At 69.7% G+C, this 26,453-nt stretch carries 26 protein-coding genes; 14 read left to right on the forward strand and 12 right to left on the reverse strand.

Annotation, left to right across the window (positions count from 1 at the left end; all coding sequences use genetic code 11):
• Positions 1 to 14: 14 nt before the first annotated feature.
• Positions 15 to 1,295: a GH1 family beta-glucosidase gene (locus QSK17_RS21275; protein ID WP_285706725.1), complete on the forward strand. Its 1,281-nt coding sequence runs from the start codon at positions 15 to 17 to the stop codon at positions 1,293 to 1,295.
• Positions 1,296 to 1,333: 38 nt separating this feature from the next.
• Here QSK17_RS21275 and QSK17_RS21280 read toward each other — a convergent pair whose 3' ends face one another.
• Positions 1,334 to 1,882, reverse strand: a complete 549-nt coding sequence (locus QSK17_RS21280; RefSeq protein ID WP_285706726.1) for a CGNR zinc finger domain-containing protein — start codon at positions 1,880 to 1,882, stop codon at positions 1,334 to 1,336.
• A gap of 26 nt (positions 1,883 to 1,908) precedes the next feature.
• On the opposite strand from QSK17_RS21280, the gene QSK17_RS21285 reads away from it, so the two are divergent.
• Positions 1,909 to 2,388, forward strand: a complete 480-nt coding sequence (locus tag QSK17_RS21285; protein ID WP_285706727.1) for a GNAT family N-acetyltransferase — start codon at positions 1,909 to 1,911, stop codon at positions 2,386 to 2,388.
• A 77-nt stretch (positions 2,389 to 2,465) separates the two neighbouring features.
• Positions 2,466 to 3,746: an MFS transporter gene (locus QSK17_RS21290; RefSeq protein WP_285706728.1), complete on the forward strand. Its 1,281-nt coding sequence runs from the start codon at positions 2,466 to 2,468 to the stop codon at positions 3,744 to 3,746.
• 61 nt (positions 3,747 to 3,807) lie between these two features.
• On the opposite strand, the gene QSK17_RS21295 is transcribed toward QSK17_RS21290, so the two are convergent.
• A complete protein-coding gene (locus QSK17_RS21295; RefSeq protein WP_285706729.1) occupies positions 3,808 to 4,692 on the reverse strand; it encodes a coiled-coil domain-containing protein in 885 nt (294 codons plus the stop codon).
• Between the two features lie 254 nt (positions 4,693 to 4,946).
• Between QSK17_RS21295 and QSK17_RS21300 the strand changes: the two genes are divergently transcribed.
• On the forward strand, positions 4,947 to 6,383 hold the full coding sequence (locus QSK17_RS21300; RefSeq protein WP_285706731.1) for an aldehyde dehydrogenase: 1,437 nt from the start codon (positions 4,947 to 4,949) through the stop codon (positions 6,381 to 6,383).
• Positions 6,384 to 6,610: 227 nt separating this feature from the next.
• Here QSK17_RS21300 and QSK17_RS21305 read toward each other — a convergent pair whose 3' ends face one another.
• Both QSK17_RS21305 and QSK17_RS21310 read right to left on the reverse strand, forming a co-directional pair.
• The gene (locus QSK17_RS21305; protein ID WP_285706733.1) at positions 6,611 to 7,366 is read right to left on the reverse strand and encodes an alpha/beta hydrolase; all 756 of its coding nucleotides are present in this window, start codon (positions 7,364 to 7,366) and stop codon (positions 6,611 to 6,613) included.
• Between the two features lie 77 nt (positions 7,367 to 7,443).
• Positions 7,444 to 7,587, reverse strand: coding sequence for a hypothetical protein (locus QSK17_RS21310; protein ID WP_285706734.1), 144 nt, complete (start codon positions 7,585 to 7,587; stop codon positions 7,444 to 7,446).
• Between the two features lie 110 nt (positions 7,588 to 7,697).
• Between QSK17_RS21310 and typA the strand changes: the two genes are divergently transcribed.
• Together typA and QSK17_RS21320 are read left to right on the forward strand one after the other, a co-directional pair.
• Positions 7,698 to 9,551 carry a translational GTPase TypA gene (typA, locus tag QSK17_RS21315; protein WP_285706736.1) on the forward strand — a complete coding sequence of 618 codons (1,854 nt, stop codon included), beginning with the start codon at positions 7,698 to 7,700 and terminating at the stop codon, positions 9,549 to 9,551.
• Between the two features lie 278 nt (positions 9,552 to 9,829).
• Positions 9,830 to 10,435, forward strand: a complete 606-nt coding sequence (locus tag QSK17_RS21320) for a superoxide dismutase family protein (RefSeq protein ID WP_285706738.1) — start codon at positions 9,830 to 9,832, stop codon at positions 10,433 to 10,435.
• Between the two features lie 230 nt (positions 10,436 to 10,665).
• On the opposite strand, the gene QSK17_RS21325 is transcribed toward QSK17_RS21320, so the two are convergent.
• The 4 genes from QSK17_RS21325 to QSK17_RS21340 all read right to left on the reverse strand — a co-directional run bounded on the left by QSK17_RS21325 (position 10,666) and on the right by QSK17_RS21340 (position 14,224).
• Positions 10,666 to 12,198 carry a helicase HerA-like domain-containing protein gene (locus tag QSK17_RS21325; RefSeq protein ID WP_285706740.1) on the reverse strand — a complete coding sequence of 511 codons (1,533 nt, stop codon included), beginning with the start codon at positions 12,196 to 12,198 and terminating at the stop codon, positions 10,666 to 10,668.
• A complete protein-coding gene (locus QSK17_RS21330; RefSeq protein ID WP_285706741.1) occupies positions 12,195 to 13,031 on the reverse strand; it encodes a polysaccharide deacetylase family protein in 837 nt (278 codons plus the stop codon). Before QSK17_RS21330 ends, QSK17_RS21325 begins: the two co-directional genes overlap by 4 nt.
• A gap of 24 nt (positions 13,032 to 13,055) precedes the next feature.
• Positions 13,056 to 13,361, reverse strand: coding sequence for a hypothetical protein (locus QSK17_RS21335; protein ID WP_285706742.1), 306 nt, complete (start codon positions 13,359 to 13,361; stop codon positions 13,056 to 13,058).
• A gap of 287 nt (positions 13,362 to 13,648) precedes the next feature.
• Entirely contained in the window at positions 13,649 to 14,224 is a 576-nt protein-coding gene (locus QSK17_RS21340) for a helix-turn-helix domain-containing protein (RefSeq protein ID WP_285706743.1), read from the reverse strand.
• Positions 14,225 to 14,311: 87 nt separating this feature from the next.
• On the opposite strand from QSK17_RS21340, the gene QSK17_RS21345 reads away from it, so the two are divergent.
• Positions 14,312 to 15,151, forward strand: coding sequence for a DMT family transporter (locus QSK17_RS21345; RefSeq protein WP_285706745.1), 840 nt, complete (start codon positions 14,312 to 14,314; stop codon positions 15,149 to 15,151).
• A gap of 64 nt (positions 15,152 to 15,215) precedes the next feature.
• On the opposite strand, the gene QSK17_RS21350 is transcribed toward QSK17_RS21345, so the two are convergent.
• On the reverse strand, positions 15,216 to 15,803 hold the full coding sequence (locus QSK17_RS21350; RefSeq protein ID WP_285706747.1) for a sigma-70 family RNA polymerase sigma factor: 588 nt from the start codon (positions 15,801 to 15,803) through the stop codon (positions 15,216 to 15,218).
• 261 nt (positions 15,804 to 16,064) lie between these two features.
• Between QSK17_RS21350 and QSK17_RS21355 the strand changes: the two genes are divergently transcribed.
• From QSK17_RS21355 to QSK17_RS21375, 5 genes are all read left to right on the forward strand, one after another.
• Entirely contained in the window at positions 16,065 to 17,150 is a 1,086-nt protein-coding gene (locus QSK17_RS21355; RefSeq protein WP_285706750.1) for a PLP-dependent cysteine synthase family protein, read from the forward strand.
• Positions 17,151 to 17,237: 87 nt separating this feature from the next.
• Positions 17,238 to 18,167 carry an ABC transporter ATP-binding protein gene (locus QSK17_RS21360; RefSeq protein ID WP_285706751.1) on the forward strand — a complete coding sequence of 310 codons (930 nt, stop codon included), beginning with the start codon at positions 17,238 to 17,240 and terminating at the stop codon, positions 18,165 to 18,167.
• Complete coding sequence (locus QSK17_RS21365) at positions 18,164 to 18,883, forward strand: ABC transporter permease (protein WP_285706753.1); 720 nt, start codon at positions 18,164 to 18,166, stop codon at positions 18,881 to 18,883. The genes QSK17_RS21360 and QSK17_RS21365 overlap by 4 nt, the downstream gene beginning before the upstream one ends.
• A 19-nt stretch (positions 18,884 to 18,902) precedes the next feature.
• Positions 18,903 to 19,994, forward strand: a complete 1,092-nt coding sequence (locus tag QSK17_RS21370; protein WP_285706755.1) for a sensor histidine kinase — start codon at positions 18,903 to 18,905, stop codon at positions 19,992 to 19,994.
• The gene (locus QSK17_RS21375) at positions 19,991 to 20,596 is read left to right on the forward strand and encodes a response regulator transcription factor (RefSeq protein ID WP_285706756.1); all 606 of its coding nucleotides are present in this window, start codon (positions 19,991 to 19,993) and stop codon (positions 20,594 to 20,596) included. The genes QSK17_RS21370 and QSK17_RS21375 overlap by 4 nt, the downstream gene beginning before the upstream one ends.
• A gap of 87 nt (positions 20,597 to 20,683) precedes the next feature.
• Here QSK17_RS21375 and QSK17_RS21380 read toward each other — a convergent pair whose 3' ends face one another.
• On the reverse strand, positions 20,684 to 22,597 hold the full coding sequence (locus QSK17_RS21380; protein WP_285706757.1) for a tetratricopeptide repeat protein: 1,914 nt from the start codon (positions 22,595 to 22,597) through the stop codon (positions 20,684 to 20,686).
• Positions 22,598 to 23,035: 438 nt separating this feature from the next.
• Here QSK17_RS21380 and QSK17_RS21385 point away from each other — a divergent pair, with 438 nt between their 5' ends.
• A complete protein-coding gene (locus tag QSK17_RS21385) occupies positions 23,036 to 23,530 on the forward strand; it encodes a hemerythrin domain-containing protein (RefSeq protein WP_285706759.1) in 495 nt (164 codons plus the stop codon).
• On the opposite strand, the gene QSK17_RS21390 is transcribed toward QSK17_RS21385, so the two are convergent.
• Positions 23,511 to 24,329 (reverse strand): dienelactone hydrolase family protein, encoded by an 819-nt coding sequence (locus tag QSK17_RS21390; RefSeq protein ID WP_285706761.1) that lies wholly within the window; start codon positions 24,327 to 24,329, stop codon positions 23,511 to 23,513. The genes QSK17_RS21385 and QSK17_RS21390 overlap by 20 nt on opposite strands.
• Before the next feature lie 306 nt (positions 24,330 to 24,635).
• Here QSK17_RS21390 and QSK17_RS21395 point away from each other — a divergent pair, with 306 nt between their 5' ends.
• A complete protein-coding gene (locus tag QSK17_RS21395) occupies positions 24,636 to 25,526 on the forward strand; it encodes a hypothetical protein (protein WP_285706763.1) in 891 nt (296 codons plus the stop codon).
• Positions 25,527 to 25,621: 95 nt separating this feature from the next.
• Here the strand turns inward: QSK17_RS21395 and QSK17_RS21400 are convergent.
• On the reverse strand, positions 25,622 to 26,453 hold an 832-nt coding region (locus tag QSK17_RS21400; protein WP_285706765.1), incomplete at its 5' end, for an RNA-guided endonuclease InsQ/TnpB family protein.

A 26,453-nucleotide genomic window follows, 5' to 3' on the forward strand; every position in this document is an offset into this window, starting at 1 on the left:
CGAAAGGGTGGCACATGTTCCTCTGGGGTACGGCTACCGCCTCCTACCAGATCGAGGGCGCGGTCTCCGAGGACGGACGCGGGGCCTCGATCTGGGACACGTTCTCCCACGAGCCCGGGCGGGTCCGGGACGGGCACACCGGCGACGTCGCCTGCGATCACTACCATCGCTGGCCGGAGGACGTCGCGCTGATGGCCGACGCGGGCCTGAACGCCTACCGCTTCTCCGTCGCGTGGCCGCGGATCCAGCCCACCGGGCGGGGCGAGGTCAACCAGGCGGGGCTCGACTTCTACGACCGGCTGGTGGACGGCCTGTGCGAGAAGGGCATCACCCCCGCACTGACGCTGTTCCACTGGGACCTCCCCCAGGCACTGGAGGACGAAGGCGGCTGGCTCAATCGCGACACTTCCGCATATTTCGCGGATTACGCGGCCATAGTGGCAGAGCGGCTGTCCGACCGGGTCAAGATGTGGATCACGCTCAACGAGCCGTTCGTGCACATGACATTCGGGTACGCCCTGGGCGTCCACGCGCCGGGCCGGACGCTCTTCCTCGACGCCCTCCCCGCGGCCCACCACCAGCTTCTCGGGCACGGTCTCGCCACGGCGGCACTGCGGGCGAACGGCGCCGAGCAGGTGCTGATCACGAACAACTGCACGCCGGTGTGGCCGGCCTCGGACGCCGCCGAGGACCTCGCCGCCGCGGCCGCCTACGACGCCCTGCACAACCGGCTGTTCAACGACCCGCTCTTCGTCGCCTCCTATCCCGATTTTTCAGCGTTCGGGCTGGAAAAGATGGACTTCATCCGCGACGGAGACATGGAGACGATCGCGCAGCCGCTCGACGGGCTCGGGATCAACTACTACAACCCCACGCGGATCGCCGCCCCGTCCACCGACGCCCTGCCGTTCGACGACGCGGGCATCACCGGATACCCGACCACGGCGTTCGGCTGGCCCGTCGTCCCCGACGGCCTGCGCGAGCTGCTGGTCTCCCTCAAGACGACGTACGGCACGGCCCTCCCACCGATCTACATCACCGAGAACGGCTGCTCGTACGACGGGATCGACGACCAGGAGCGCATCGACTACCTCGACGGCCACATCACGGCGGTCAGGCAGGCCCAGGCCGAGGGCGTGGACGTCCGCGGCTACTTCGTCTGGTCGCTGCTCGACAACTTCGAGTGGGCCGAGGGATACCACCAGCGCTTCGGCCTGGTCCACGTCGACTTCGAGACCCAGGAGCGCACCCCGAAGGCCAGCTACCACTGGCTCAGGCGACTGATCGCGGAGTGAGCTGTGCTGAATGGCCGCGCCTGCGGAACCAGCGTGCACTACCTGAGCGTCGGCGCCGGAGGGCGGTTCACAGCGCGGCTTGCGCGGTGCCGGCGTACCGCGTCACGGTTGGCGCACCGCTGGGAGCAGTAACGCTGCCGCCCGGTGCGGGAGGTGTCGGCGAAGATCGTGGTGCACTCGGTCACGGCGCACCGCCGGAGGCGGTGCATACCCCGCCCCACCAGGTGTAGTGCGGTACCGACGGAGATGAGTGCGAACAGCACGGAGCCGAGCGGCTGCCGGTCGTCGCGGTAGTGCAGGTGCCAGCCGTTGCGTGCATGGTCGGTCAGCCGCGGGTAGGCGGCGGACTCCGCCAGCATGCGGTTGACCAGATCGGCGCGCTCATGCTCGTCAGTGGCGTCGACTACCTCCTCCCACGCCTCCAGTACGGCATGGACGCGGTCCAGGTCCTGCGGCGTGACCGGGTGCTCCAGCACGAGCCCGGCGGCGCGGCAGCGGCCCGCGAGTTCCTCGGGGGTCGCCGGGCGCTGGTTGGCCAGGTCCGCGGCCAGGTTCACGACATCCTCGCCGTAAGGGTTGAGATGCATAAGACCATTACATCAGGCTGATCCGCATGACACACCACACCGATGTACGGCAGGCATCGGAGAACGACGTCGCGGAACTCGTACGCCTGCGGACGTTGCTGTTCGAGAACCTCGGCGGCGACTTCTTCAACCCCTCAACAGCGGGCGACGGCTGGCGGGACGCTCTTGCCGCGGTTCTGAAGGAAAAGCTGACGCAGGACGACGCACGGATCCTGGTCGTGGACGGCGACAACGGCCTTGCCGCCTGCGGTATCGGCACCATCGAGCGGTGGTTTCCCGGCCCGCACTCGCGGAACGGCCGGATCGGACACGTGATCGGCGTGGTCACCGATCCGGCGTATCGACGGCGTGGCCACAGCCGCGCGATCATGCAGGGCCTGCTCGACTGGTTCCGGGAACGTGAGGCCGTCCGAGTGGACCTGTACGCCTCTCGCGAGGGTGAACCGCTCTACCGGGAACTCGGCTTCTTCGACCACCCTGACCCCGCGCTGTGCTGGCGCCCGTGACCAATGCTCGGCGTACCGGGCAATCGGCCACGTCGACCGGGACTCCCGGCGGCGCGTCGTCCGAAGCGAAGAATCGGATGAGCGGCGGCGGACTCACACCCCGCACGCGGCGATACCGGTGGGTCATCCTCAGCGTCGCCACCTTCACCCAGGCCGCCTCCGGTTTCTTCGTTCAGGGCATCGGGGCGACGGGCATCCACCTGCAACGCGATCTGAGCCTGAGCACGGCGCAGCTGGGTCTCCTGCTCTCGGCGGCCCACCTGGTCCCCTTGGTCGGGTTGCTGGTGGCCGGGGAGCTGCTGGACCGATACAACGAGCGCTGGGTCGTCGGGATAGGCGCCGGTTTTGTCGCCCTGAGTCTGGGTGCGGGAAGCGTGGCGCCGGGATACGGATCTCTGCTCCTTGTCCTGCTGATCGTCGGTGCGGGATACAGCACCGTTCAGCCCGGCGGCAGCAAATCGGTGGCGTCCTGGTTCGACGCGTCCCAGCGGGGGTTGGCGATGGGGATCCGCCAGGCGGGTCTGCCGCTGGGCGGCGTACTCGCCGCAGCCGTGCTGCCCGTCCTCGCCACCGGTCTCGGCTGGCGAGCGACGCTCACGGCCGGCGCACTCGTCGCTTTGTTGGGTGCCGTCGTTTTCATGTGCTTCTACCGTCGGCCGCCCGCCCAAAGCCCTCCTCAGAACAGCGCCCCTCACGACACCAAGTCGCATGCCTCGCTTACCTCGCGGTTTGGCGCGCGGCTGCAGATGCTCCGTGAACCGTCCATGATGAAGATCGTCTTGTCCGGCATGAGCCTGGTCTCGGTGCACAGCGGCGTAGGCGTCCTGACCGTGCTGTATCTGCACGAGGCGACGTCTGTCGAGGCAGGCCCAGCGGCCCTCGTCCTCGTGGCGGCCCAGGGGGCGGGCGTCGTCGGCCGCATCTGTCTGGCGGCCTGGAGCGATCGCAGCAGGTCTGGGCGCTACGCCTGTGTCCTGACCTGCATGGGCGCTGTGACCGTAGGGATGACGGCGCTGATGACTCCCGTGGGACATTCGCCTGCGGCAGCCTGCCTGCTGTTCATCTGGCTCGGATTCTTCGGGATCGGCTGGTACGGCCCGTGGGTCGCCTATGTGGCTGAATCAGCTCCACCGGGCAAGACGGGATTCGCCCTCGGCCTGGCCATGGCCGTCAACCAGATCGCCGTCATCCTGGCGCCGCCCGCTCTCGGCCTGCTCAAGGACCTGACCGGCAGCTTCGTACCAGTCTGGGGTCTGCTCTCCGTGATGACCGTCGTCGCCCTGACGGTCATCGTCTGTAGAGAACGCCGACGTCCGCGCGGTCCCGCTCAACGGTTGACGTTCCCGGCCGACAGGTAGCGGGCCCACCGGCCTCCGGCAAGGACGGCCCAGCACCCGACGGTCACAGGATGCAGGCCGATCAGAGCACGGAGACGTGGACGTGGTCGTAGTGGTTGGCGGTGATGCCGCCGCGGTTGGACATCATCCGCCAGCCCGCGCCCGTACGCATGTCGTAGAAGCGCTGCTGCCAGATGATGTACATGATCCCGTACTTGTCGGCGTTGTCGATGCACCACTGCGCCAGGGAGTCGCCACGCGCCTTGGCCACGGGGTCGGGCATGCGGCCGTTGCTCATCATGAAGTCACAGGCCCGGCCCTTGCCGTGCTCCCCCGGGTCACCCGGACGCAGGCAGCCCACGCCGAACGGCATCGGGAAGCCCTGCATGACCGCGCCGCGCAAGGTGATCAGGCGCTGGGTGAGGCCGGTCGCGGAGCCGGGGGTCTGGAAGCCGAACTTGGCCAGCATCTGCTCGACCTCGCGCTGCCTGGCCTTCAGCTCCTTGATGTGCTTCTCCAGCTTGGCGATCTTCGCGTCGGCGTCCTTCGCGGCCTTCTTCTGCTCCGCGATCAACGTCTTGATCGAGTTGAGCCGCTGCGTCTTCTCGCCGGAGAGGTAGGTCATGATCGAGTACGCGCCGAGGTCGGTCTGCGGCATCAGTAACTGGGAGTCGTCGAAACCGCCGCCCATGTAGGAGGTCTGGGCGTATGTCGCCAGCCGCCGCTCGGCGGCGGCCTGGGACAGCTTGAGCTTCTTCAGCCGGGCGGAGGAGTTCTCCGCGAGCTTCTGGGTGTCCTCGAGGCTGAGGATCTCCCCGCGGTACGCCTTGGTGAGCTCCGCGGCCTCCTGGGTGAGCTTCTTGAGGCGGTCCTGCTCGCCCGGCGCCGCCTGCGCGCCGGGTACGGCGAGCGTGCCGAGGAGCGCGGTGAACATCACCGCCAGGCCGACCCAGCGCCCCGGTTGCACGTGATCCCCCCCTGCAGACGGTCCGAAACTATAGAAGGTGATCTTGAAGGTCGCCACCTGAACGGGCGATCCTGTACACGTTTCCTCCCATTTGCCGTTGTTTGTCGGGAATTGAGCAGCTTGCCAGGGCTGACAGAACATGATTCGGTCCCAATGGCGGGTCGGCACTTGTCCCGCGCCGCTGTGGCGCACACACTGTTCACCAACCAAGCATTCGCTCAAATCAGGCACGCCCGACCGGGAGGCGGACCAGCATGCTTCAGCACGACAAACTCTTCATCGGGGGCGACTGGGTGGCCCCCGCGGGCACCGCGACCATCGACGTCGTGTCGCCGCACACCGAGGAGGTGGTCGGGCGCGTTCCGGACGGCACCGCCGCCGACATGGACCGAGCGGTCACCGCGGCGCGCGAGGCGTTCGACAACGGGCCGTGGCCGCGGATGAGCATGGCCGAGCGCGCGGCCGTCGTCGGGCGACTGGCCGAGATCTACGCGGCGCGGCAGAACGAGATCGCCGAAGTGATCACCCTGGAGATGGGGTCCCCGATCACCTTCTCGCAGCTCGCCCAGGCTCCGCAGCCGCTCGGGATGCTCCAGTACTTCGCCGAACTGGGCGCGACCTTCGCCGTCGAGGACGAGCGGCCGGGCATGTTCGGCTCCATCACCGTGCGCCGCGAGCCGGTCGGCGTCGTCGCCGCGATCGTGCCGTGGAACGTGCCGCAGTTCGTCATCATGACCAAGCTCGCCCCCGCCCTCGTCGCGGGCTGCACGCTCGTCGTCAAGCCCGCCCCGGAGACGCCGCTCGACTCCTACCTGCTCGCCGAGATGATCAAGGAAGCCGGGATCCCCGACGGCGTGGTCAACATCGTGGCCGCGGGCCGCGAGGCGGGCGAGCACCTGGTCTCCCACCCCGGCGTCGACAAGGTGGCCTTCACCGGCTCCACCGCCGCGGGCCGCCGGATCGCCGGGATCTGCGGCGAGCAGCTCAAACGGTGCAGCCTCGAACTGGGCGGCAAGTCCGCCGCGATCGTCCTGGACGACTGCGACCTGCCCTCCGCGATGGGCTTCCTGTCGATCGCCTCGCTCATGAACAACGGCCAGGCGTGCGTCGCGCAGACCCGCATCCTCGCCTCCAGGAGCCGCTACGACGAGGTCGTGCAGGCGGTGGCCGACATGGTCATGAGTCAGCAGGTCGGCGACCCCGGCGACCCGGCCACCGGCATCGGCCCGCTGGTCGCCAAGCGGCAGCAGGAGCGGGTCGAGGGATACATCAGGATCGGCATCGAGGAGGGCGCCAAGACGGTCGTCGGCGGCCTGGACCGGCCCTTCGACCGCGGCTGGTACGTCGCCCCCACCGTGTTCGCCGGGGCCACCAACGACATGCGCATCGCCCGCGAGGAGATCTTCGGCCCGGTCCTGACCGTGATCCCGTACGACGACGAGGCGGACGCGGTCCGCATCGCCAACGACAGTGACTACGGCCTGTCCGGCACGGTGTGGACCGCGGACACCGACCACGGTATGGACATCGCCCGCCAGGTCCGCACAGGCACCTACGGCGTCAACATGATGAACACCATGGAGCCGTGCTCGCCGTTCGGCGGGTACAAGTCGAGCGGGCTCGGCCGCGAGCTCGGTCCGGAGGGGCTGTCGGCCTATCTGGAGTACAAGTCGATCGCCCGCCTCGGCTGAGCGGGCCGCCGGGCCGGGGATGACACCCCACCGGTCCCGTACGGCCGGCGGCGCATGAGGCATCACCTCGCCGCCGCGCCGGCCGTACGGGACCGGGAGGCCGCCCAGCGCGCCCCCGCGACGCTGGGCCACACCATGACTACACGATGGTGCGCACCGATCTCCCCAAATCGGCGGATTGGACCACTCCCGGGGGATTTGATCCGCACAACTCAGGTAGACGCCCGTTATTCGGGTTTGGTTCGCGAGATCCAGTGACCGATTTTCCGGACCAGATCCGGAGTGGCCGCCGCCTCGGCGTGGCCGTACCCGGGAATGATCCACATCTCCTTCGGGTCGCGGGCGTTGCCGTAGAGCTCATGGGGGTGGACCAGCGGGAAGAACGGGTCTGCGTCACCGTGGACGATCAGCAGCGGAGTCGGGGCGATCAGCGCGGCGGCCTCGTACGGCGGCAGCGGCACGGGGTCCCACTGCCCGCTCGCGATCCGGGTCCGCTTGACCCACCGCGCCATGAGACGCCCCTCCGGGCGCTCGATCGCCCAGTGCACCTGGCGCATCGGCCTGGTGCCGCGGTAGTACCACCACGCGGGCCCGCTCACCGCGACCACCGCGTCCACGCCCCGGTGCAGGGCCGCGTGCCGTACGGCCACGGCCGCGCCCATCGAGAAGCCGAGGGTGACGACCCGCCGGTAGCCGATCGACCTGGCGTGCTTCACGGCCGCGTCGAGGTCGAGCACCTCCAGGTCGCCGACCGTCGACTCGCCGGTGGAGCGCCCGTGCCCGCGGAAGTCGAAGGAGAGCACCCCGCCGAACCCGGAGAGGACGTGCACGATGCGCCGTGTGGGCCGGGTGCGCCAGGTTCCGGTGAATCCGTGGGCGAACACGATGCCGAGGTCGAGGGAGCCGTTGGGCGTGTGCGAAGCGTCGATCCGCACGCCGTCCGACGTGCGCAGCATCGCCGCGAAGGCCGGAGCGAAGGTCATGTCACCCAACTTTAACGGCGGCGACTGATCGGGCGTTCAGCGGACGAGCTGCCGCTGCCGGCCGATGAATCCGCGCATCATCGCGCTTCCTGGATGCGCTCATGGATGAAACCATCATCCGTGAAACCATCATCCGTGAAACCATCATGGATGAAACCATCGGCGGCGGGCGTTGAAATGTACCGGATCGCGCGACCATGGCGCGCGGCGGTGACGCGCATCAACTAAAATCTGAAGGTCGCACTCGCGGCCAGAGCGTCTCGCGGCGGGACACGAGCCGGTTCCCGGGACGCGGACGGACAGCCCCAACGAACCAGAGCGAGACTCCACTATGCCATTGAACAGCCGCGACGACCTCCGGAACATTGCGATCATCGCGCACGTCGACCACGGCAAGACCACGCTGGTGGACGCCATGCTCTGGCAGTCCGGGGCGTTCCGCGCCAACCAGGACGTCGACGAGCGCGTCATGGACTCCAACGACCTGGAGCGCGAGAAGGGCATCACCATTCTCGCCAAGAACACCGCGGTCAAGCACGGGGACATGACCCTCAACATCATCGACACCCCCGGGCACGCCGACTTCGGCGGCGAGGTGGAGCGCGGCCTGTCCATGGTGGACGGCGTGGTCCTGCTGGTCGACGCCTCCGAGGGGCCGCTGCCGCAGACCCGTTTCGTGCTGCGCAAGGCCCTCTCCGCCAAGATGCCGGTCATCCTGTGCATCAACAAGGTCGACCGGCCCGACGCCCGGATCGCCGAGGTCGTCGACGAGGTCTACGAGCTGTTCATGGATCTCGACGCCACCGAGGACCAGATCGACTTCCCGATCGTGTACACCTCCGGCAAGGCCGGCCGCGCCTCCCTGAACCGGCCCCAGGACGGCACCATGCCGGACTCCGAGGACCTGGAGCCGCTGTTCGAGACGATCTCGACCACGATCCCGGCCCCCGTCTACGACCCGACCGCACCGCTGCAGGCGCACGTCACCAACCTCGACGCGTCCAGCTACCTCGGCCGGATCGCGCTCTGCCGGGTCCACCAGGGAACGATCAAGAAGGGCCAGCAGGTGGCCTGGTGCCGCACCGACGGCACCATCCAGCGGGTGAAGATCTCCGAGCTCCTGATGACGGAGGCGCTGGAGCGCAAGCCCGCCGAGGAGGCGGGCCCCGGTGACATCATCGCGATCGCCGGCATCCCCGACATCATGATCGGCGAGACGCTGGCCGACCCCGACGACTCGCGCCCGCTGCCGCTGATCACGGTGGACGAGCCCGCGATCTCCATGACCATCGGCACCAACACCAGCCCCCTGGTCGGCAAGGTCAAGGGTTCCAAGGTCACCGCCCGCATGGTCAAGGACCGGCTCGACAAGGAGCTCGTCGGCAACGTCTCGCTCCGGGTGCTCCCGACCGACCGCCCCGACGCGTGGGAGGTGCAGGGCCGCGGCGAGCTCGCCCTGGCCATCCTGGTCGAGCAGATGCGCCGCGAGGGCTACGAACTGACCGTCGGCAAGCCGCAGGTCGTCACCAAGCAGATCAACGGGAAGGTGCACGAGCCGGTCGAGCGGCTCACCGTCGACTGCCCCGAGGAGTACCTCGGATCGGTCACCCAGCTCCTCGCCGTGCGGAAGGGCCGCATGGAGCACATGACCAACCACGGCACCGGCTGGATCCGGATGGAGTTCGTGGTCCCGGCCCGCGGCCTGATCGGCTTCCGCACCGAGTTCCTCACCGAGACGCGCGGCACCGGCCTGGTGCACCACGTCTTCGAGGCGTACGAGCCGTGGTTCGGCGAGCTGCGCACCCGCAACAACGGCTCCCTGGTCGCCGACCGCTCCGGCCCGGTCACCGCGTTCGCCATGCTGAACCTGCAGGAGCGGGGCACGCTGTTCGTCTCCCCGACCACCGAGGTGTACGAGGGCATGATCGTCGGTGAGAACTCCCGTTCCGACGACATGGACGTGAACATCACCAAGGAGAAGAAGCTCACCAACATGCGCTCCTCCACGGCGGACGAGACCGAGAAGGTCATCCCGCCGCGTGTCCTGTCGCTGGAGCAGGCTCTGGAGTTCATCCGCGAGGACGAGTGCGTGGAGATCACTCCCGAGACCGTCCGCATCCGCAAGGTCGTCCTGGACGCCGCCATCCGCGGCCGGGCCGCCGCACGGGCCAAGCGCGCCAACTGATCCAACGCACTGACCCGTACTGATCCGTACGGACTGACCTGTTCGAACGCCCGCCCCGGGACCCACCCTCCCGGGGCGGGCGTTCGCGTTCCCGGGTTTCGCGTGGTGCGCCGCCGGGGCGCGCCGAACCCGCACGGGGATCCACCGGGGCACACCAAGGCCGCGTCACGCTGCGGTGTTCCGCAGGCCGTTTCCCGCCCCTGGCGAGGGCCGGACATGATTTCCTGCGTAACGGAAGGTAATCGGAACGCAACTCAACGCACAGTCCAGGAGCGGCCATGCCCGGCAGAACACATCTCGCACTCGCCGTGACGCTCGCGCTCGGAGGAGCCGTCGTCGGATCCTCCGCCGCCGAGGCGGCGCCCGGTCACATCGCCCGGCCCCTCGACGCCACCCTCCGCGACGCGGCGGGCAAGCGGGTCGGCGTGCTGCGGATCGAGGACGAGGGCCCGCAGTCGACCCGCATCACCGTGAGCGTCTGGGGACTGCCCGCCGGCTTCCACGGGTTCCACGTCCATAGCGCCGGCACGTGCGACGCCAGGGCCGTGGACCCGGCGACCGGGAGCCCGTTCACCACGGCCGGGGGGCACCTCGACCTCGACACGTCCGGGCACCACGGCGGCCACTCCGGGGACCTCCCCGCGCTGCTCGTGGGCCAGAACGGCACCGGCCGCGCCTCGTTCGTCACCGACCGGTTCCGGGTCGCACAGCTCTCCGACGCGGACGGCAGCGCGGTCGTCGTGCACGCGCTGCCGGACAACTACGGGAACATCCCCACCCGCTACACCCACCCGGCGGACGCGACGGGGACGACGGGCGCCGACGCGACCACGCTGAAGGCCGGTGACACCGGCAACCGGATCGCCTGCGGCGTCCTCCGCTGACGCCCAAGCCGCCCCCAAGTGGACGACAAGACGTCCGGGTCACCATCCCTTCAGGAGAGCGCCACGGGGGTCCGGCGCCTCCGTGAAAGGGGAGTCCGTCATGAGGTCCGTCTACACGATGTTGTGCGCCGCGCAGGCCGGCGCCTGGATGGTCATCGCAGCGCTGGTGCTGCTGGTCGCCCGCTGAGACCGGTACGGCTCGCGCGGGGGTGCGGGCGACATCGCGGATGTCAACGGCGGCGGCGCGCGGTCCCGAAGATGGACCGCGTGATCTCCTTCCCGAGGACCGACGCCGCCGAGCGCGCCAGTGATCGGAACGCGGGCGAGCGGAGCACGCCTTCCAGGGGCGACCTCTCGCCCGGCCGTTCCCACGCCTCCTCGCGCCTCTCCTCCCGCCTCTCCCGGGGTCGCCCGGTCGTGTCGGCGGGTGCCGTGGGGGCGGGCGCGGGCGGGGTGAGCCGGGCGCTCAGCATCTCGTAGGCCGACTCCCTGTCGATCGCCGTGCCGTACTTGGCGAGAAGCGGGGAGGCGGTGATGACCTGGCGGACCACGGCGGGGTCGGACGGCGCCATCAGGCTCTGCGGCGCGCGCAGGCGGGTCCACGCGACCGGTGTGGGGGCGCCCGTCTCCGACAGCACGGTCACCACGGCCTCGCCGATGCCGAGCTGGGTGAGCAGCTCCTCCAGGTCGTACGACGACGTGGGGAAGGTGGACACGGTCGCCTTCAGTGACTTGGCGTCCTGCGGTGTGAAGGCCCGCAGAGCGTGCTGCACGCGGGAGCCGAGCTGGGCCAGCACGTCGGCCGGGACGTCCTTGGGCGTCTGGGTGACGAAGAAGACGCCGACGCCCTTCGAGCGGATCAGCCGCACGGTCTGGGTGATCGACTGGAGGAACGCCTTGGACGCGTCGCCGAACAAGAGGTGCGCCTCGTCGAAGAAGAACACGAGCCGCGGCTTGTCCGGGTCGCCGATCTCGGGCAGTCCCTCGAACAGATCCGCGAGCAGCCACATCAGGAAGGTCGAGAAGAGCTGCGGCCGGTCCTGCACGGCGGGCAGCTCCAGGACGGAGACCACACCCCTGCCGTCCGGCGTCGTCCGGAGCAGGTCACGGGCGTCGAACTCGGGCTCGCCGAAGAACGCGTCCGCCCCCTGCGCCTGGAAGTTGATCAGCGCGCGCAGGATCACCCCGGTGGTCTGCGGGGACAGGCCGCCGATCCCCTTCAACGCCTCTGGATTGTCCGTGAGGTGCTGGATGACCGCGACCAGGTCCTTCAGGTCCAGAAGCGGCAGGCCGTGCTTGTCGGCGAAGTAGAAGATCAGCCCGAGTGACGACTCCTGGGTCTCGTTGAGGCCGAGCACCTTGGCCAGCAGCGTGGGCCCGAACGACGTCATGGTGGACCGTAGCGGGATGCCCTCACCGAGGCCGCCGAGCGAATAGAACTCGGTGGGGGACGCCGCGCCGGACCAGGACTCGCCGACCTCCGCGGCCCGGGCGGCCACCCGGTCGGAGGCCACGCCCGGCGAGGCGAGGCCGGACAGATCGCCCTTCACGTCGGCCAGGAACACCGGAACGCCCTGGGCGGCGAGCTGCTCGGCCATCATCTGGAGCGTCTTGGTCTTCCCTGTGCCGGTGGCGCCCGCGACCAGGCCGTGCCGGTTCATCATGGCGAGCGGGATCCTGATCTTCTGCGAGGGGTCGGCCCGCCCGTCCGCCACCAGCGCGCCCAATTCCAGCGCGGGCCCCTCGAAGTCGTAGCCCTTCATCGGTCGCTATACCGCTTTCCCGGCTTGAGATCGCCGAACAGCTCGGACACGGTCACGTAGGTGAATCCCTTCCGGTCGAACACGTTGAGCAGGCGCGGCAGCGCTTCCACGGTGGTCTTGTGGATGTCGTGCATCAGGACGATCTCCCCCGGCTTGGCCGCCGTGCTGCGCCGTACGACCAGCTTGGGCACCCGGTCCCGCCAGTCGAGGGTGTCGATCGCCCAGAGGATCTGCGCGAGCCCGAGCCGCTTCGTCTCCTGGGCCACCCTGCGGTCGGTCGCGCCGTACGGCGGGCGCATGACGTGCATGCGGACGCCGGTGATCTCTTTGACGAGCTTCTCCGTCTTGATGATCTCGTGCCTGAGGCCGGCGTCGCTGAGCGAGGTGAGATCGCGGTGATCCCAGGTGTGGTTGCCGAGCTCGTGACCTTCGGCGACCATGCGCCGCAGCACCGGCCGGTCGTCCTCGTGGATCATCTCCCCGACCAGGAAGAACGTCGCCCGGGCGTGATGCCGGGCGAGTGTGTCGAGAACAGTCGAGGTGTAGTTCCCCGGGCCGTCGTCGAAGGTCAGCGCGACGCATTTGACGTGCGCACAATCGACGTCGCGCGGCCGCGTCTCCGGCGGGATCGGCTGAGTCGTGCGCGGGCGGGGCATGGGGCGGGGCGTGCCGGGCGGCTCGCCGGTGGGCTTACCCGCCTGGCCGCCGGGCGGGCTTGCGGTCACCAGCGCCCCGGGCGTGCCCGCGGGGCTGGGAGCAGCCGCTGGAGGGATCGACGCGACACCGCATCCGGCCACCAGTAGCAGTGACAGACAGGCGAGGCCGACCCGCATGTGTTCCCCCCGAGCACGCGGGGATCAGGGATATCCCCTGGCCTTGTCCCCCCGTATAACCCTGGCCAGGTCCTCCCACCAGGGCGGCACGTTCGCTCGGAGCTCGGCGTATCTACGGGCCACCCGGATGGCACATCCGGAAGGGTCACTACCCACATGGCGACGTTTCACAGAGGCCTCCTGCCAACGGTAAAAACCGTCGCGGAAGCTGACCACTAGCCCGATCCAGACCGAAAGCGTGGTGCCGTCCCCGATCTCGTACGCGTCGGAAACGCCGAGGGCGGCGAGCTCGGCGTGCAGCTTCGCTATCGCGTCCGCGGACTCAGCCATCGCTCACGCTCCGTGGCCATGGAACGGCACGGAAAAGGCGGTCTAACACTTTTTGCGCCAGCCCTGGAGAACTCATGGAGTAATCATGGGGCTCCAGCCCGTTACCGCGCAGGAATATTGGCCTGACCGTTGCTCCGGACGCCTCCGCGAAGACACCCGTGAGTCGCACGCTGGATGCCTTCCCAGAGACATGGGGCCCTCAAACACCCACAAGCCCTCATGTTCCCCACGTCACAACAAAACCGCCGAACCAGTGGATGACCCACACCCGCACGAGCGGGAACCGGCTAGTCGGCCTGCTCGCGGGGCTCGATCACCACCATGACGAAGCGGAGCGGGGCGTCCCCGGCGTTGGCGTAGCGATGCGGGCGATCCCCGCTGAAGACCACCGCCTCGTCGGTCCCCACGGTGTGGCTCTTGCCGTACACCGTGAGGGTGAGCTCGCCCTCCAGGACGGTGAGCATCTCGCGGGTTCCCGCCGGATGGGGGTCGCCGTCGTGATGTTCACCGGGGCCGAGCCGCCATTCCCAGAGTTCGAGGATCGCGGGGGCGTCCGCGCCGACCAGCAGCCGCGCCTCGCCCCCGCCCGGGTGGCGGAAGGTCACCACGTCGGCGGCGTGGACGACCCGCACGACCGGGGTCTCGGACACCTCGACGATCCGGCCGACCGTGACGCCCAGCGCCTCCGCGATCCTGCTCAGCGTGTTGATGCTCGGGTTGGTCCGGCCCTGCTCGATCTGGATGAGCATCCCGCGACTCACCCCCGACCGCGCCGCCAGCTCGTCGAGGGTCATCCCCCGGTGGGCGCGCTGCCCGCGGACGTTCGTGGCGATGGCCGCGCTGATCGTTTCAAGATCCGGCATACGTACAGCGTAGTGAATCTGATTTGCAATGTGTTGCGCTCAACAGGTTGTATGAACAGTGCAATTTAGTGAACAGTGAGGTGCGCGGTGACGGCAGTGGCGCTCGCTACGGCGTGTGCGGTGATCTTCGGGACGGCCGACTTCTTCGGAGGGCTCGCCACGCGACGATCACGGGTGCTCGCCGTCGTCGTGATCTCCCAGGTCGGCGGCCTGCTGCTGGTCTGTGCCCTCATGCCCGTCCTGCCCGGTACGGCGAGCGCCTCGGCGCTGCTGTGGGGGATGGCCTCCGGCGTGGCGGGAGCCGCCGGCATCGTGCTCTTCTACCAGGCGTTGGCCTCCGGGATGATGTCGGTGGTCGCGCCGACCACGGCGACGACCTCGATGGCGGTACCCGTGCTGTTCGGCCTGGTGCGCGGCGAGCGCCCGCCGCTCACCGCCCTGGCCGGGATCGTGCTCGGCCTGCTCGCCGTGCTCATGGTCAGCCGTGAATCCGGCGGCGCCGCCTCGGGCTCGCGGGTCGGCCCGATCGTGAGCGCACTCGCGTCGGGAGCGGGGTTCGGCGGGTTCTTCGTCCTGCTGAAGCTGGCCCCGGCGGGCTCGGGGCTGTGGCCGCTCGCCGGCGCGCGCATCGCGTCGATCTCGCTCGTCGTGCTGCTGGCGCTCGCGTCACGCAAGACGCTGCGGCCGATCCCCGGTGCGCTTCCGGTGACGATCGCGGCGGGCGTGCTCGACATGGCCGCCAACATCCTCTATCTGCTGGCGGCCCGGGGAGGCATGCTGAGCCTGGTGGGTGTGCTGGTGTCGCTCTATCCCGCGAGCACGCTGCTGCTCGCGCGGTACGTGCTGGACGAACGGCTCAACCGGATCCAGATCGCGGGAGTGGGGTTCGCGCTCGGCGCCGTGGCGCTGATCGCCCTGCCCGCCTGATCCCGGTCGTCAGGTGATCTCGCGGGGGGGGGGCGGGGTCAGGCGATCTCGCCGGAGGACCGGTTCAGGCGGCGACGGGGACGCGGACGACACCCTCCTCGCGGGCGTACTCGGTGAGCATGCCGCGAAGCTGGCGGCGGCCACGGTGCAGCCGGGACATGACCGTGCCGATGGGGGTGCCCATCCGGTCGGCGATCTCCTTGTACGCGAAACCCTCGACATCGGCGAGATAGACCGCGACGCGGAAGTCCTCCGGCAGGGCGCGCAGGGCGTTCATCACGGCGCTGTCGGGCAGCTGCTCCAGCGCCTCGGTCTCCGCGGACTTCAAGCCGGTGGACATGTGCGACTCCGCCGCGGCGAGCTGCCAGTCCTCGATCTCCTCGGCGGCCGACAGCTTGGGCGAACGCTGCTTCTTGCGGTAGTCGTTGATGAAGTTGTTCGTCAGGATCCGGTGCAGCCACGCCTTCAGGTTCGTGCCCTCACGGAACTGGTGGTAGGAGGTGTACGCCTTGGCCACCGTCTCCTGGACCAGGTCCTCCGCGTCGGCCTGGTTACGGGTGAGACGCATGGCGGATGCGTAAAGCTGACCGGTCACCGGGACGACGTCGCGTTCGAACCATGCCTGGCGCTGCTCATCGGTCATCGTGATCATGTCCATCCCCCTACGCGAACTGCTCCCCCGCTACCCTTCCGGTGTGAACCCATGCGGGTGCACGGGACCGATTACGTCCCTCGACATCGTTGCAGGGGACTCGTAAGCGAAGCGTTAAGGGTCTTGCCTGGTCAGAAGGGTTACCGCGGACGTGGACCGGCACGGCGAAGTCACGTGCGGCCCGAGTAAGTCTCATTACAATAACACTCATTGCTCGATCCTGTAGAAATTGTGGCAAAGGTCACTAGATAGAGTTATGGCATGAAATACGTGGAACGACACGACCCGGACACTCGGCGCTGGGCGGCGGAGGCCATCCAGGCCGTGGAGGCCGACGCGAACCGCAGTTGCGACACCCACCTGCACGTCTTCCCGCTCCCTCCGCACTGGGGCGTCGACCTCTACCTCAAAGACGAGTCGGTCCACCCGACCGGTTCACTCAAGCACCGGCTCGCCCGTTCCCTCTTCCTGTACGGCCTGGCCAACGGCTGGATCGGGCCCAAAACCACGATCATCGAGTCGTCGAGCGGCTCCACCGCGGTCAGCGAGGCGTACTTCGCCCGGCTGCTCGGCCTGCCGTTCATCGCGGTGATCCCGGCGAGCACGTCACCGGAGAAGCGGGAGATCATCGAGTTCCACGGCGGCAAGTGCCACCTCGTGGACGACCCGCGCGCGATCTACGCGGAGTCCCGGCGGCTGGCCGAGGAGACCGGCGGCCACTACATGGACCAGTTCACTTACGCGGAGCGGGCCACGGACTGGCGGGGCAACAACAACATCGCGGAGAGCATCTTCAACCAGATGGCCCTCGAACGGCATCCGGAGCCCGCGTGGATCGTGGTGAGCGCGGGCACCGGCGGCACGTCGGCCACCATCGGGCGATATATCCGTTATCGGCGTCACCAGACCCGGCTCTGCGTGGCCGACCCGGAGGGCTCGGCGTTCTACCCGTCCTGGGTCGCCCGCGAGGAGCAGGTCGGGACGGGCTCCAGGATCGAGGGCATCGGCCGCCCCCGCGTCGAGCCGTCGTTCATGCCCGCGGTGATCGACCGGATGACCCAGGTGCCCGACGCGCTGTCGATCGCCGCCATGCGCTGGGTCAAGGAGGTCACCCGCCTGGACGTGGGCGGGTCGACCGGGACCAACGTCGCGGCCGCCGTGCAGATCATCAAGGAGATGCGGGCCGCGGGCGAGCGGGGCAGCGTGGTCACGCTGATCTGCGACGGCGGCGAGCGCTACCGGGACACCTACGGCGACGACGGGTGGCTCACCCGGCAGGGACTCGACATCGACCCCCACCTGAACGACCTCCGGGGCTTCCTCACGTCCGACCCCCTGGCCCAGTGATCGCGGAGTGGTGTGTGGCGCCCGTCACAGCAAAACCGTGACAGGTGGACCAGGAGCGTGAGGCCGGCCGCGGCCAGGCTGGCGGGCATGGAACGCATATCACCCCATGCGGTGGCCCTCAGTGGCCTGCGCAAGAGCTACGGCGAACGGACGGCGGTCGCCGGGATCGATCTGCTGATCGCGCCCGGCGAGGTCGTGGCGCTGCTCGGGCCCAACGGCGCGGGCAAGTCCACGACCGTCGACATGATGCTCGGCCTCACCCCGCCGGACTCCGGCGACATCACCCTCTTCGGCAAGGACCCGCACCGGGCGGTCGCGGACGGCGTTGTGGGCGCGATGCTCCAGGAGGTCGCGCTGCTGGAGGACGCCACCGTACGCGAGATCCTGGCCATGATCGCTTCGATGCACCGCGCGCCGATGCCCGTGGCGCAGGCGTTGCGGCTGGCCGGGACCGGCGAGCTCGGAGAACGGCGGGCGGCCAGGCTGTCGGGCGGGCAGAAGCAGCGCGTGCGGCTGGCCATGGCGCTGGTGTCCGACCCCGACCTGCTGGTTCTGGACGAGCCCACGGCGGCGATGGACGTGACGGCGCGGCGCGAGTTCTGGCACGCGATGGGCGAGTTCGCCGCCACGGGCCGGACCGTGCTGTTCACCACCCACTACCTGGAGGAGGCCGAGGCCCACGCCGACCGGGTCGTGCTCATGCGGGACGGGACGATCGTCGCCGACGGGCCGGTAAGTGGGGTCATGGCGCGGGTGGGCGGCCGGACGGTGACCGCGGTCGTCCCTGGAGCCCGGCTGCCGGAGCTGCCGGCATTGCCCGGCGTGGTGGACGCGGAGCCGGTCGGCGACGACCACCGGGTCGCGTTGCGGTGCTCCGATTCCGATGCCGCGCTGCGCGCGTTGCTGGCCCGCCATCCCGACGCCCGCGACATCGAGATCCGCTCGGCGAGCCTGGAGGAGGCGTTCGTGCTGCTGACCGGCGCGAGCCGCGCCACCGAGGAGGTGGCGGCGCGATGAAGAGCGGCTACCTGCGGTTCGAGGTCAGGCGGGCGTTGCGGGACTCCAGGTTCCTGGTGTTCGCCGTGGCGCTTCCGGTGGGCCTGTTCGTGCTGCTGTCTAACCTGTTCCAGAGCCAGGGCGCCGCGCCCGCGTACCTGATGAGCGGGCTGGCGGCGTTCGGGGCGTTCAAGGCGGCGCTGGACACCGGCGCGCGCACGGCCGTGGAGCGGGGCGCGGGCTGGCAGCGGCAGCTGCGGCTGACCCCGCTGTCCGGCTTGGGCTATCTGGTGGCCAAGGGAGCGGTGGCGATGCTGGTGGCGCTGCCGCCCGTCGTGGGAGTGGCGCTGGTGGCCGCGCTCACCGCCGACGTGCGCCTGGCCGACGTCGCGTGGACGCAGGCGGTGTTCGGGATCTGGCTGGGCACGGTGCCGTTCGCGCTGCTCGGGCTGCTCGTTGGGCAGCTCTGCTCGGCGCAGAACATGCAGACCTACCAGGGCGGAGTGCTTCTCCTGCTCAGCTTCGTCGGTGGGCTGCTGATCCCGGTCAGTTCCTTCCCGCCGGTGCTGGCGGCGGTGGCCAAGGCGCTCCCGAGTTACTGGCTGGCCGAGATCGGGCACGGGGCCGTGTTCGGCAACGGCCGGTTGGGCGTGGCGCTGGCGGTGCTGGCGGCGTACACGGTGGTGTTGGGCGGGGCCGTGGTGGTGCGGTACCGGCGCGACGGCGCCCGCGCCTGATCGTCAATAGGCTGACACTATGGAACGTGCGTGGCCGTCGTGGCGTCCGGAGCGCGGTGGGGCCCACCAGTGGCGGTGGGCGCGCGGCCTGGCGGTGCTGGCCGGGTTGCTGGCCTGGCCGCTGTGGGAGGCGTTCCGACCGGGGCGCGGTGCGCTGGCCGTCGTGCTGGCGCTGGCGTACGGCGCGAGCTGGATCGCCGCCATGGCCTACGGCGTGACCTGGCGGCCCAGGACCCGGGTCGCGCTGCTGGCCTGGTTGCTCGCACTCGGCGTGGCCGTGCCGCTGGCCCACGGCGGCGAGCCGCTGGCCCTGCTGGGCTTCACCCTGAGCGCGGCCGCCTGGCTGCTGCCCACCGCCTGGGCGCTGATGCTGGCCGGAGCGGCGGCGGTGACCCGGTTGCTCACCCTGTACGGCGCGACGGGCAGCCTGTCGTGGGAGCTGATCCCGCCCGTGCTGACCCAGATTGTGACCCCGGTCGCGGTGCTGCTGCTGATCCGCCTGCTCGTCCAGCTCAGCCAGGCCAACAAGGAGATCGAGGCGCTGGCCACCGCCGCCGAGCGCGAGCGCCTGGCCCGCGACCTGCACGACGTGCTCGGCCACAGCCTCACCACGATCACCGCCAAGGCCGGGCTGGCCCGCCGCCTGCTGGAGCGCGGCGGCGGCCCCGATCAGGCACTCGCCGAGCTCCGCGACGTGGAACGGCTCTCCCGGCAGGCGCACGCCGAGATCCGCGCCACCGTGTCGGGCTCCCGCAGGCCGTCGCTGACGGCCGAGCTGAGCGGGGTACGGGCCGCGCTGCAGGCGGCCGGCATCGGCGCCGTTCTGCCTGAGAGCGTGGACCAGGTGTCCGAAGACCTCAGGGAGCCGTTCGCGTACGTGCTGCGCGAGGGCGTCACGAACGTCATCCGGCACAGCGGCGCCACCCGCTGCGAGGTCACCCTGAGCGAATCCAGCCTGGAGATCCGCGACGACGGCCACGCCACCGCCGCTGCGCAACCGCCGGGCAACGGCCTGGCCGGGCTGGCGGAGCGGCTCCGCGTGGTGGGCGGCCTGCTGGATGCAGGCCCGCTGCCACAGGGCGGCTTCCTGCTCCGGGCGAGCCGCACATGATCAAGCTCCTGCTCGCCGATGACCAGGCGCTGGTACGAGGCGCACTCGCCGCGATGCTCGCGCTCGAGCCCGACATCGAGGTGGTCGCCCAGGCCGCAACGGGCGACGAGGCGCTGGAAGCGGCGGTGCGCACCCGCCCCGACGTGGCGCTGATCGACGTGCAGATGCCCGGCATGGACGGCCTGGCCCTCACCGAACGCCTGCGCCAGGCGCTGCCGTCGTGCCGGGTAGTCATCTGCACCACGTTCGGGCGACCCGGCTACTTCGCCAGGGCGATGCGGGCCGGTGCGTCCGGCTTCGTGGTGAAGGACTCCTCGCCCGAACACTTGGTCGACACGGTGCGACGCGTGCACGCGGGCCTGCGGGTCGTGGACCCGGCGCTGGCGGCCGAGTCGCTGACCAGCGGGGCCAATCCCCTGACCGCTCGCGAGCGCGACGTGCTGCGCGCGGCGCGACGCGGCGGGACGGTCTCGGAGATCGCCAGGGCACTGAGCCTGTCCAACGGGACCGTGCGCAACCACCTGTCGGCGGCCATCGGCAAGGTCGGTGCGGCCACCCGCATGGAGGCCGCCCTGATCGCCGAGGAACGCGGCTGGCTGTAAGTCATCCGAGGATCGGCGGCGCCACGATCAGAAGCTGAGCCGGAGCGTCCACCGAACTCTCCGTGGTCCGGATCGTCGGCGCCACGATCAGGGGCTGAGCTCCAGCGCTCGCCGGACGTCCTCGTCCTCCGGGGCGAGTTCGGCGGCGCGGAGGAGGTCCTCCCGCGCCTCCTCCTCTCGGCCGAGCTCCCGGAGCGCGACGGACCGGTTGAACCGGATCGCCGCGTCATCCCCGCATTCGAGCGCCCGGGTGAGATCGGCCACCGCCTGCTCCGGCTCGCCCGTCTCGTACGCCAGCATCCCCCGGCTCGCCCAGAGTGCCGCCAGTGCCGGATCATGGCGCAACCCCGCGTCGAAGGCCTTCCTGGCCTCGGCGTGCCTGCCCTCGGCCGCCTCCACCTGCCCGAGCACGCACAGCAGGTACGGATTGCGCGGGTCGAGGGCGAGGCCCTGGAGCGCGTCCGCGCGCGCCTTGCCGTACTCGCCGAACTCGGCGAAGAGACCGGCCCGGTTGGCGTAGGCGTCGGCGAACTCGGGGTCGAGGTCGAGGGCGTAGTCCAGGTCGGCCAGCGCGCCCGTGTGGTCCCCGGCCTCGAACCGGACCTCCGCCCGGTTGTAGTACGCCTCGGGGAAAGGCGGACCGACCCGCATGGCGGTCTCGTAGTCGGCGACGGCGTCTCCCGGACGGCCGAGCCGGTGCAGCAGGTTGCCCCGCGTGATGTAGTAGTCGGGATATCCGGGATCCGCGGCGATGACGGCGTCCAGGTCGGCCAGGGCGGCCTCGGGATCGCCGAGCATCGCGGTGAGCTGTGCCCGGTTCGCGCGCAGGACCAGCCGGTGGATGGGGTGCTCGCCGGGGTCGAGATCACGCTCGGCGAGCAGGATCGCCTGCTCCACCAGCCGGAGCGCCTCGCCCGGTCGGCCCGCGCGCATCTCCACGAGCGCCTTGCCGTTCAGGTCGAAGCTCAGGTGGAAGGCGCGCTCCCTCTTGTCGGGCAGCAACGAGGTGAGGGCGACCGCCTCGTTGACCCACGACAGCGCCTCGCCGACGTCGCGTGCCGCCGGATCGTGGTGCCGTACCAGCAGCATCGCGGTCGCGTAGGCCGCGGTCGCGCGGTTCTTCGGGTCGGTGCTCTCCCGCCGTGCCCGGTCGAGGAGTGCCCGCGCGTCGTCCTCGCGTTCGACGGCCGCGAGCGCGCCCGCCGTGCGGTGGACGAGCGACCACCAGCCGTCCGGGTCGGCCTTCGGGTCGGCGTCGCGGAGCGCCCGCTCGCCGTGCCGCGCCGCCGCGTGGTGGAAGCCCTCGGTGAAGTACCGTTCCACGACTTCGGGGCCGCTCTCCTCGGCGCTTTGCGCGCCGGTCTCCCTCTGCGCGGCGCCGTACGCCGGGGGTTCGGCCGCGACGGGAAGGGCGACGGGGAGCGCGTGCCGGTTGAGCGCGGTGGCCAGGACGGGATCCCCGGCCTCGGCGCAGACGACGACGGTGAGCAGCGTGGGATCGATCCTGCGCAGCAGGACGGCGAGGAACTCCTGGTCCGTCTCGTCGGCCGCGTCGGCGCGCTCCACGACGAGCGCGCCGGCCCCGGCCTCCTTCAGGTGATCGTGGATGAACTCCACCAGCCCGTTGGAGAGCCGGAGCGTACGGCGTGGCGCGGGGACGAGGATCCGCTCCGCCTTCGGCAGATGCGCCGCGGCCGACTCCCGTACCGCCGGGACCATGTCCCTCAGCCCGGGAGCCGCCGCGCGGATCTCAATGTCGTGAGCTTCGAGGAGTTCCCGTCGTGCCTGGGGCACGAGCCTGTGGAGAAGTGCGCTCGCGATCGTGTACGGCGCGGCCCGCCGGCGGTGCGGCCCGCCGTCCGCCCGATCGCCAGTCCCGCCGTCCGTCGGATCGCCCGTCCGACCGCCCATCGGGCCGTCCACGACGATCGGAGGCGCCACGAGCGGGGGGATGTCACGCTCCCCGTTCCAGCGCTGCCCCCGGACCCACAGATGACGCACACCGGCTCCCCTCGTCACCCCGGAAGGCGAGACCATGCCGTTCGGTGGCCGGTCTCGCCCGTCGCTCACGCGTGGTGCTTGGCGCTGGCCTGGCCGGAAAGTTGGACCGTGCCGGGCTTGTGAACAACGACCTTCTTCATCAGGGCCTCTCTGATCTCGTCTGAGGAACGACGCCCATGTCAACACGGACCACGTCAGGTCACAAGACCTAGGCTGGTAATGGTCATTTCCCGATAAATCATGACAACTGCGCAACCGGGGTATCGGGTCGTGCCCATTGGCCTCGCTCCGCTCGCGCGGGCTCGGGGCACCGGATGACCGGTCATGTTCAGGCGATTTGACCGGCGGCCGCGATCATGATGTAGTCCATGCCTGCGTCGCGGTGTACCCGGCAAGGAGATCGCCGAGGACATGGAGGCGCCGGAACATGGGACGACCATGGAAACATCCCACGAGCGCCTGGCGGCGTTCGGCAACCAGTTGATCGAAGTACACCTCTGGCTCCGCGAGGAGCTCGCCGCCCTCCGCGAGGACGTCGACGCCTATCTCGCCGGAGGCGCCCGCCCCCGCGACCTGCGGGCCCACTGCCTGACCTTCTGCACCGCCCTCCAGCGACACCACGTCGGCGAGGACGGCGGCGCCTTCCCCGTGCTCGCGGAGCGATTCCCCGAGTTGCGCCCCGTGCTGGACGAGTTGCGCCGCGACCATCAGCTCGTGGAGGACTCCCTCAGGCGGCTGCAGGCCCTCCTCGACGGCCTGGGCCGAGAGACCGACCCCGTCGTACTGCGCAGCGAGCTGGACAGCCTCGCCGCGCTGATGGAGACCCACTTCGTCTACGAGGAGAAGCGGATCCTCGCGGCGCTCAACACGCTGGACGCGCCGGAATGGGACCGTTCGCGGCCCGATTTCCTGCTCATGGACGAGGAGACCTGACCGGTCCCCAGTGTTCCGAGCGCGCCGATCGGGAGCGGATCCCGATCGGCGCGTCGCACCGCAGGCGGCAGCCGAGGTGCCGGGCGAAGAACCGCAGCGTGCTGTCCAGCTCGAATGCCGGGATCTCCCCGTGCTTGCCGGGGTTGGCATGCAGCGTCTTCTCGGCCGAGGCCAAGGCGTCGAACAGCGCCAAGCCCTGGGCCCGCGGCATCCGCTCATCGTCCCACTGCAGCAGGAACTCCACCGGGACGGTGATTCTCGCGGCGGCCTCCGCCGATGCCGACGCCCCGCCCAGGCCCAGCACCGCGGCGCGGACCCGGGGTTCGGCGGCGACGAACGGAACGCCGAGTCCGCACCCCAACGACACGCCCCAGTAGCCCACCGGACCAGCTCCGACGTGCTCGAGTCGCTGGACCGCGTCCAGGACCGCCTGCCATTCCGGGACGGTCTGGCGGGCTACGAGCGCCTGGAACCCGGCGATCAGCGGAGCCAGCTCCTCTCCGGCATCCGCGCGAGCCTGGTTCTCGGTCGCGATCCGGTTGTACTCCTCGTCCGTCGGCCGGTCGCCGTGGCCGGGCACGTCGACCGCCACCACCGCGAACCCGCACTCGGCCACGAAGCGGCGCGCACGGGCCACGATGCCGGGGGCCTTCTTGTGCTGACCGCCGCCGTGTCCCATGAAGACAAGGGGACGCGTACCGGCGGCACCTTCTGGCGTCCACAGCACGCCGGGAATCTCATCGAGGGTGAAGAGCTGTTCGGAGACACCGTCAGACGACGTCTCAGAGGTGAAGCGCATAGCGTTTCATGCCTTTCGGGATGCCTTCTGCGGGCGCTCCCTAGGCCATGCGAGGGAGGGAGTCCCGACCTGTCACAGCGTTGATCGGTCTCACCTCCTCAGTTCGCACCAGCGCACAGCGCCGTCGAACGTATCACAAAGGGCTTCCCCTGCATCTGGGTAAGAATGCCGCCAGGGCAAACGCTGCCTGATGCGGCACTGGCTCTGGGCCGGTGTCCAAAAAGCGAACCGATCCAGCTTGGCTCTGGTGTGCCTCCTGACAGCGGCTGAGCGAAACGCTCCGCCCCGCCCGTGCGTCTACCGAACATGAGGATATTTCCAGCCGCAGTGCTCGTCATGCTCTCGACGGCCTGCGGTTCCACCCGAGCTCCGGTCACTGCCGACGAGTTCACGGACCGCGCCCGTGAGGTCGCCGAACGCTGGCAGAGTTCGGCGGAGAGAGAGCCCTGGATCGCGGGGTTCGTCCCGCTGCGAAACCTGACCCTGGAGCCTGATTGGGGACGCATGCCCCGCTGGGTCGGACGGAGCGTGATCAACAGCGCCTGGAAGCTGGAGACCGAGCTCCCGGCCGAGGTTCCCGCCTCGGCCAAGCTGCGCTGGGCCGATGAAAGCACGCAGAGCGTGCCGGTGCTGGCGGCCACAGCCGCCTACGCCGGGCTCAGCAAGCCCAAGTCCTTCGTTGACGAGAAGTGCCCGGCCAAGGGCTGCCGGCCGCTGCGCGTGATCGCGGTGGCACGGGGCGAGGCCATGATGCCCAGCAGCCGGGGGAACGTGCGGGTACCGACGTGGGACTTCACCGTGAAGGGTGTGCCGGAACCGTTCCGGCGGGTGGCGGTGGACCCTGCGGCGATGGGCGGGCCGCCCCGACCGCTGGACCACGGGATCCAGGAGGTGAACACCTACGAGGTGCGCGCGCCGACTGAGCTCCAGTTGAGCTATGTGCACGGCATTTGCGACACGACGTACGGCTCGCGCGTCCATGAGACGTCTGAAGCGGTGGTCGTGGACGTCGACGTCCGGCTCAACGACGACGTGAAAGTCTGCAACGCCATAGGGAAGACGGACCGGATCGGCGTCACGCTGCGCGAGCCCTTGGGCCGCCGGGTGGTACTGGACTCCAGCAGCGGGGTGCCCTTGCTGCCGCAGAGCCACATCCGCCTGTTCGAGTTCCAGAACTATGACCCGCGCCGCTCCTAGCCCTGCATTAGCTCTGAGCCGGGAGGAACCGCGCTGCGGGGATCCTTGAACTCCTCTCCGGCCTGAAGGCCGGAGACTCTCCCGTCGCGTCATGGTTAAGCGGCGCGCGGGGGTTGACGCTTCACAGACCGGGCAGCCCCGAGGTCTCCACGTCCTGACACCACAGTTCCTGCGGCGTTGCTGATGTTGATCGCGGCGTTGGTGTCAGCGTGGCCGGTCCACCCGCACGCGGGGTTGGCGCACGAGAACCGAGTGCCGTCACGGGAGGCAGCGTCACGGTGCCCGCACTGGTGGCAGGTCTGCGACGTGCCCGGGGCGGGAACCTTTACCACCAGCCCGCCGCGATCACGGGTTTTGTACTCCAGCAGGGTGACTGTGCGACCCCACGCCTCGCCGGTGATGGCGCGGTTCAGCCCTGCCTTCTGTGTCACGTTCCGGCCGGGTTGTTCGATCGTGCCCTTGGCAGAGCGGACCATGTTCGTAATCTTCAGGCCCTCCACTACGACCACGCTGAAGGTGTCGGCGAGTTCGGTGGTGGTCTGGTGCTGCCAGTCCAAGGCCCGACGCTTGGCTGTCGCGCGGGCCTTGGCGATCTGGCCGTAGGTGCGGCTCAGCCGTTTGGATGTGGGCTGGCCGGGAGTGCGAGTGCGGCGCTGGCGGGCGGACTTCTTCTCCAAGCGGCGAAGGTGTTCCTTCTCGCCGCTGGCGAGCCAGTCCCCGTGTTCGCGTGTGGTGCCGTCCGACAGGGCCAGGGCGACGTTGATTCCCCGGTCGATCCCGACCTGCGGGCCAGGATGGCCGGCCGGGGCAGGCACCTGGCGTTCGGCTCGGAACACGATGTGCCAGCTGTCGGCTTCTTTGACCAGGCGGGCTCCGGTGATCCGCCCGGCAGGGCCGCCCTTGGTGGTGCCGGGCAGATCCTTGGTC

Source organism: Microtetraspora sp. NBRC 16547 (assembly GCF_030268965.1).
Classification (GTDB): Bacteria; Actinomycetota; Actinomycetes; order Streptosporangiales; family Streptosporangiaceae; genus Microtetraspora.

Coding starts and splice junctions, on each gene's coding strand:
- typA (WP_285706736.1), top strand. CDS start 7,698: ATGCCATTGAACAGCCGCGACGACCTCCGGAACATTGCGATCATCGCG.
- QSK17_RS21395 (WP_285706763.1), top strand. CDS start 24,636: ATGAGGATATTTCCAGCCGCAGTGCTCGTCATGCTCTCGACGGCCTGC.
- QSK17_RS21370 (WP_285706755.1), top strand. CDS start 18,903: ATGGAACGTGCGTGGCCGTCGTGGCGTCCGGAGCGCGGTGGGGCCCAC.
- QSK17_RS21280 (WP_285706726.1), bottom strand. CDS start 1,882: ATGCATCTCAACCCTTACGGCGAGGATGTCGTGAACCTGGCCGCGGAC.
- QSK17_RS21340 (WP_285706743.1), bottom strand. CDS start 14,224: ATGCCGGATCTTGAAACGATCAGCGCGGCCATCGCCACGAACGTCCGC.
- QSK17_RS21275 (WP_285706725.1), top strand. CDS start 15: ATGTTCCTCTGGGGTACGGCTACCGCCTCCTACCAGATCGAGGGCGCG.
- QSK17_RS21300 (WP_285706731.1), top strand. CDS start 4,947: ATGCTTCAGCACGACAAACTCTTCATCGGGGGCGACTGGGTGGCCCCC.
- QSK17_RS21375 (WP_285706756.1), top strand. CDS start 19,991: ATGATCAAGCTCCTGCTCGCCGATGACCAGGCGCTGGTACGAGGCGCA.
- QSK17_RS21285 (WP_285706727.1), top strand. CDS start 1,909: ATGACACACCACACCGATGTACGGCAGGCATCGGAGAACGACGTCGCG.
- QSK17_RS21350 (WP_285706747.1), bottom strand. CDS start 15,803: ATGATCACGATGACCGATGAGCAGCGCCAGGCATGGTTCGAACGCGAC.
- QSK17_RS21365 (WP_285706753.1), top strand. CDS start 18,164: ATGAAGAGCGGCTACCTGCGGTTCGAGGTCAGGCGGGCGTTGCGGGAC.
- QSK17_RS21290 (WP_285706728.1), top strand. CDS start 2,466: ATGAGCGGCGGCGGACTCACACCCCGCACGCGGCGATACCGGTGGGTC.
- QSK17_RS21320 (WP_285706738.1), top strand. CDS start 9,830: ATGCCCGGCAGAACACATCTCGCACTCGCCGTGACGCTCGCGCTCGGA.
- QSK17_RS21360 (WP_285706751.1), top strand. CDS start 17,238: ATGGAACGCATATCACCCCATGCGGTGGCCCTCAGTGGCCTGCGCAAG.
- QSK17_RS21310 (WP_285706734.1), bottom strand. CDS start 7,587: ATGCGCGTCACCGCCGCGCGCCATGGTCGCGCGATCCGGTACATTTCA.
- QSK17_RS21325 (WP_285706740.1), bottom strand. CDS start 12,198: ATGAAGGGCTACGACTTCGAGGGGCCCGCGCTGGAATTGGGCGCGCTG.
- QSK17_RS21385 (WP_285706759.1), top strand. CDS start 23,036: ATGGAAACATCCCACGAGCGCCTGGCGGCGTTCGGCAACCAGTTGATC.
- QSK17_RS21335 (WP_285706742.1), bottom strand. CDS start 13,361: ATGGCTGAGTCCGCGGACGCGATAGCGAAGCTGCACGCCGAGCTCGCC.
- QSK17_RS21390 (WP_285706761.1), bottom strand. CDS start 24,329: ATGCGCTTCACCTCTGAGACGTCGTCTGACGGTGTCTCCGAACAGCTC.
- QSK17_RS21305 (WP_285706733.1), bottom strand. CDS start 7,366: ATGACCTTCGCTCCGGCCTTCGCGGCGATGCTGCGCACGTCGGACGGC.
- QSK17_RS21355 (WP_285706750.1), top strand. CDS start 16,065: ATGAAATACGTGGAACGACACGACCCGGACACTCGGCGCTGGGCGGCG.
- QSK17_RS21330 (WP_285706741.1), bottom strand. CDS start 13,031: ATGCGGGTCGGCCTCGCCTGTCTGTCACTGCTACTGGTGGCCGGATGC.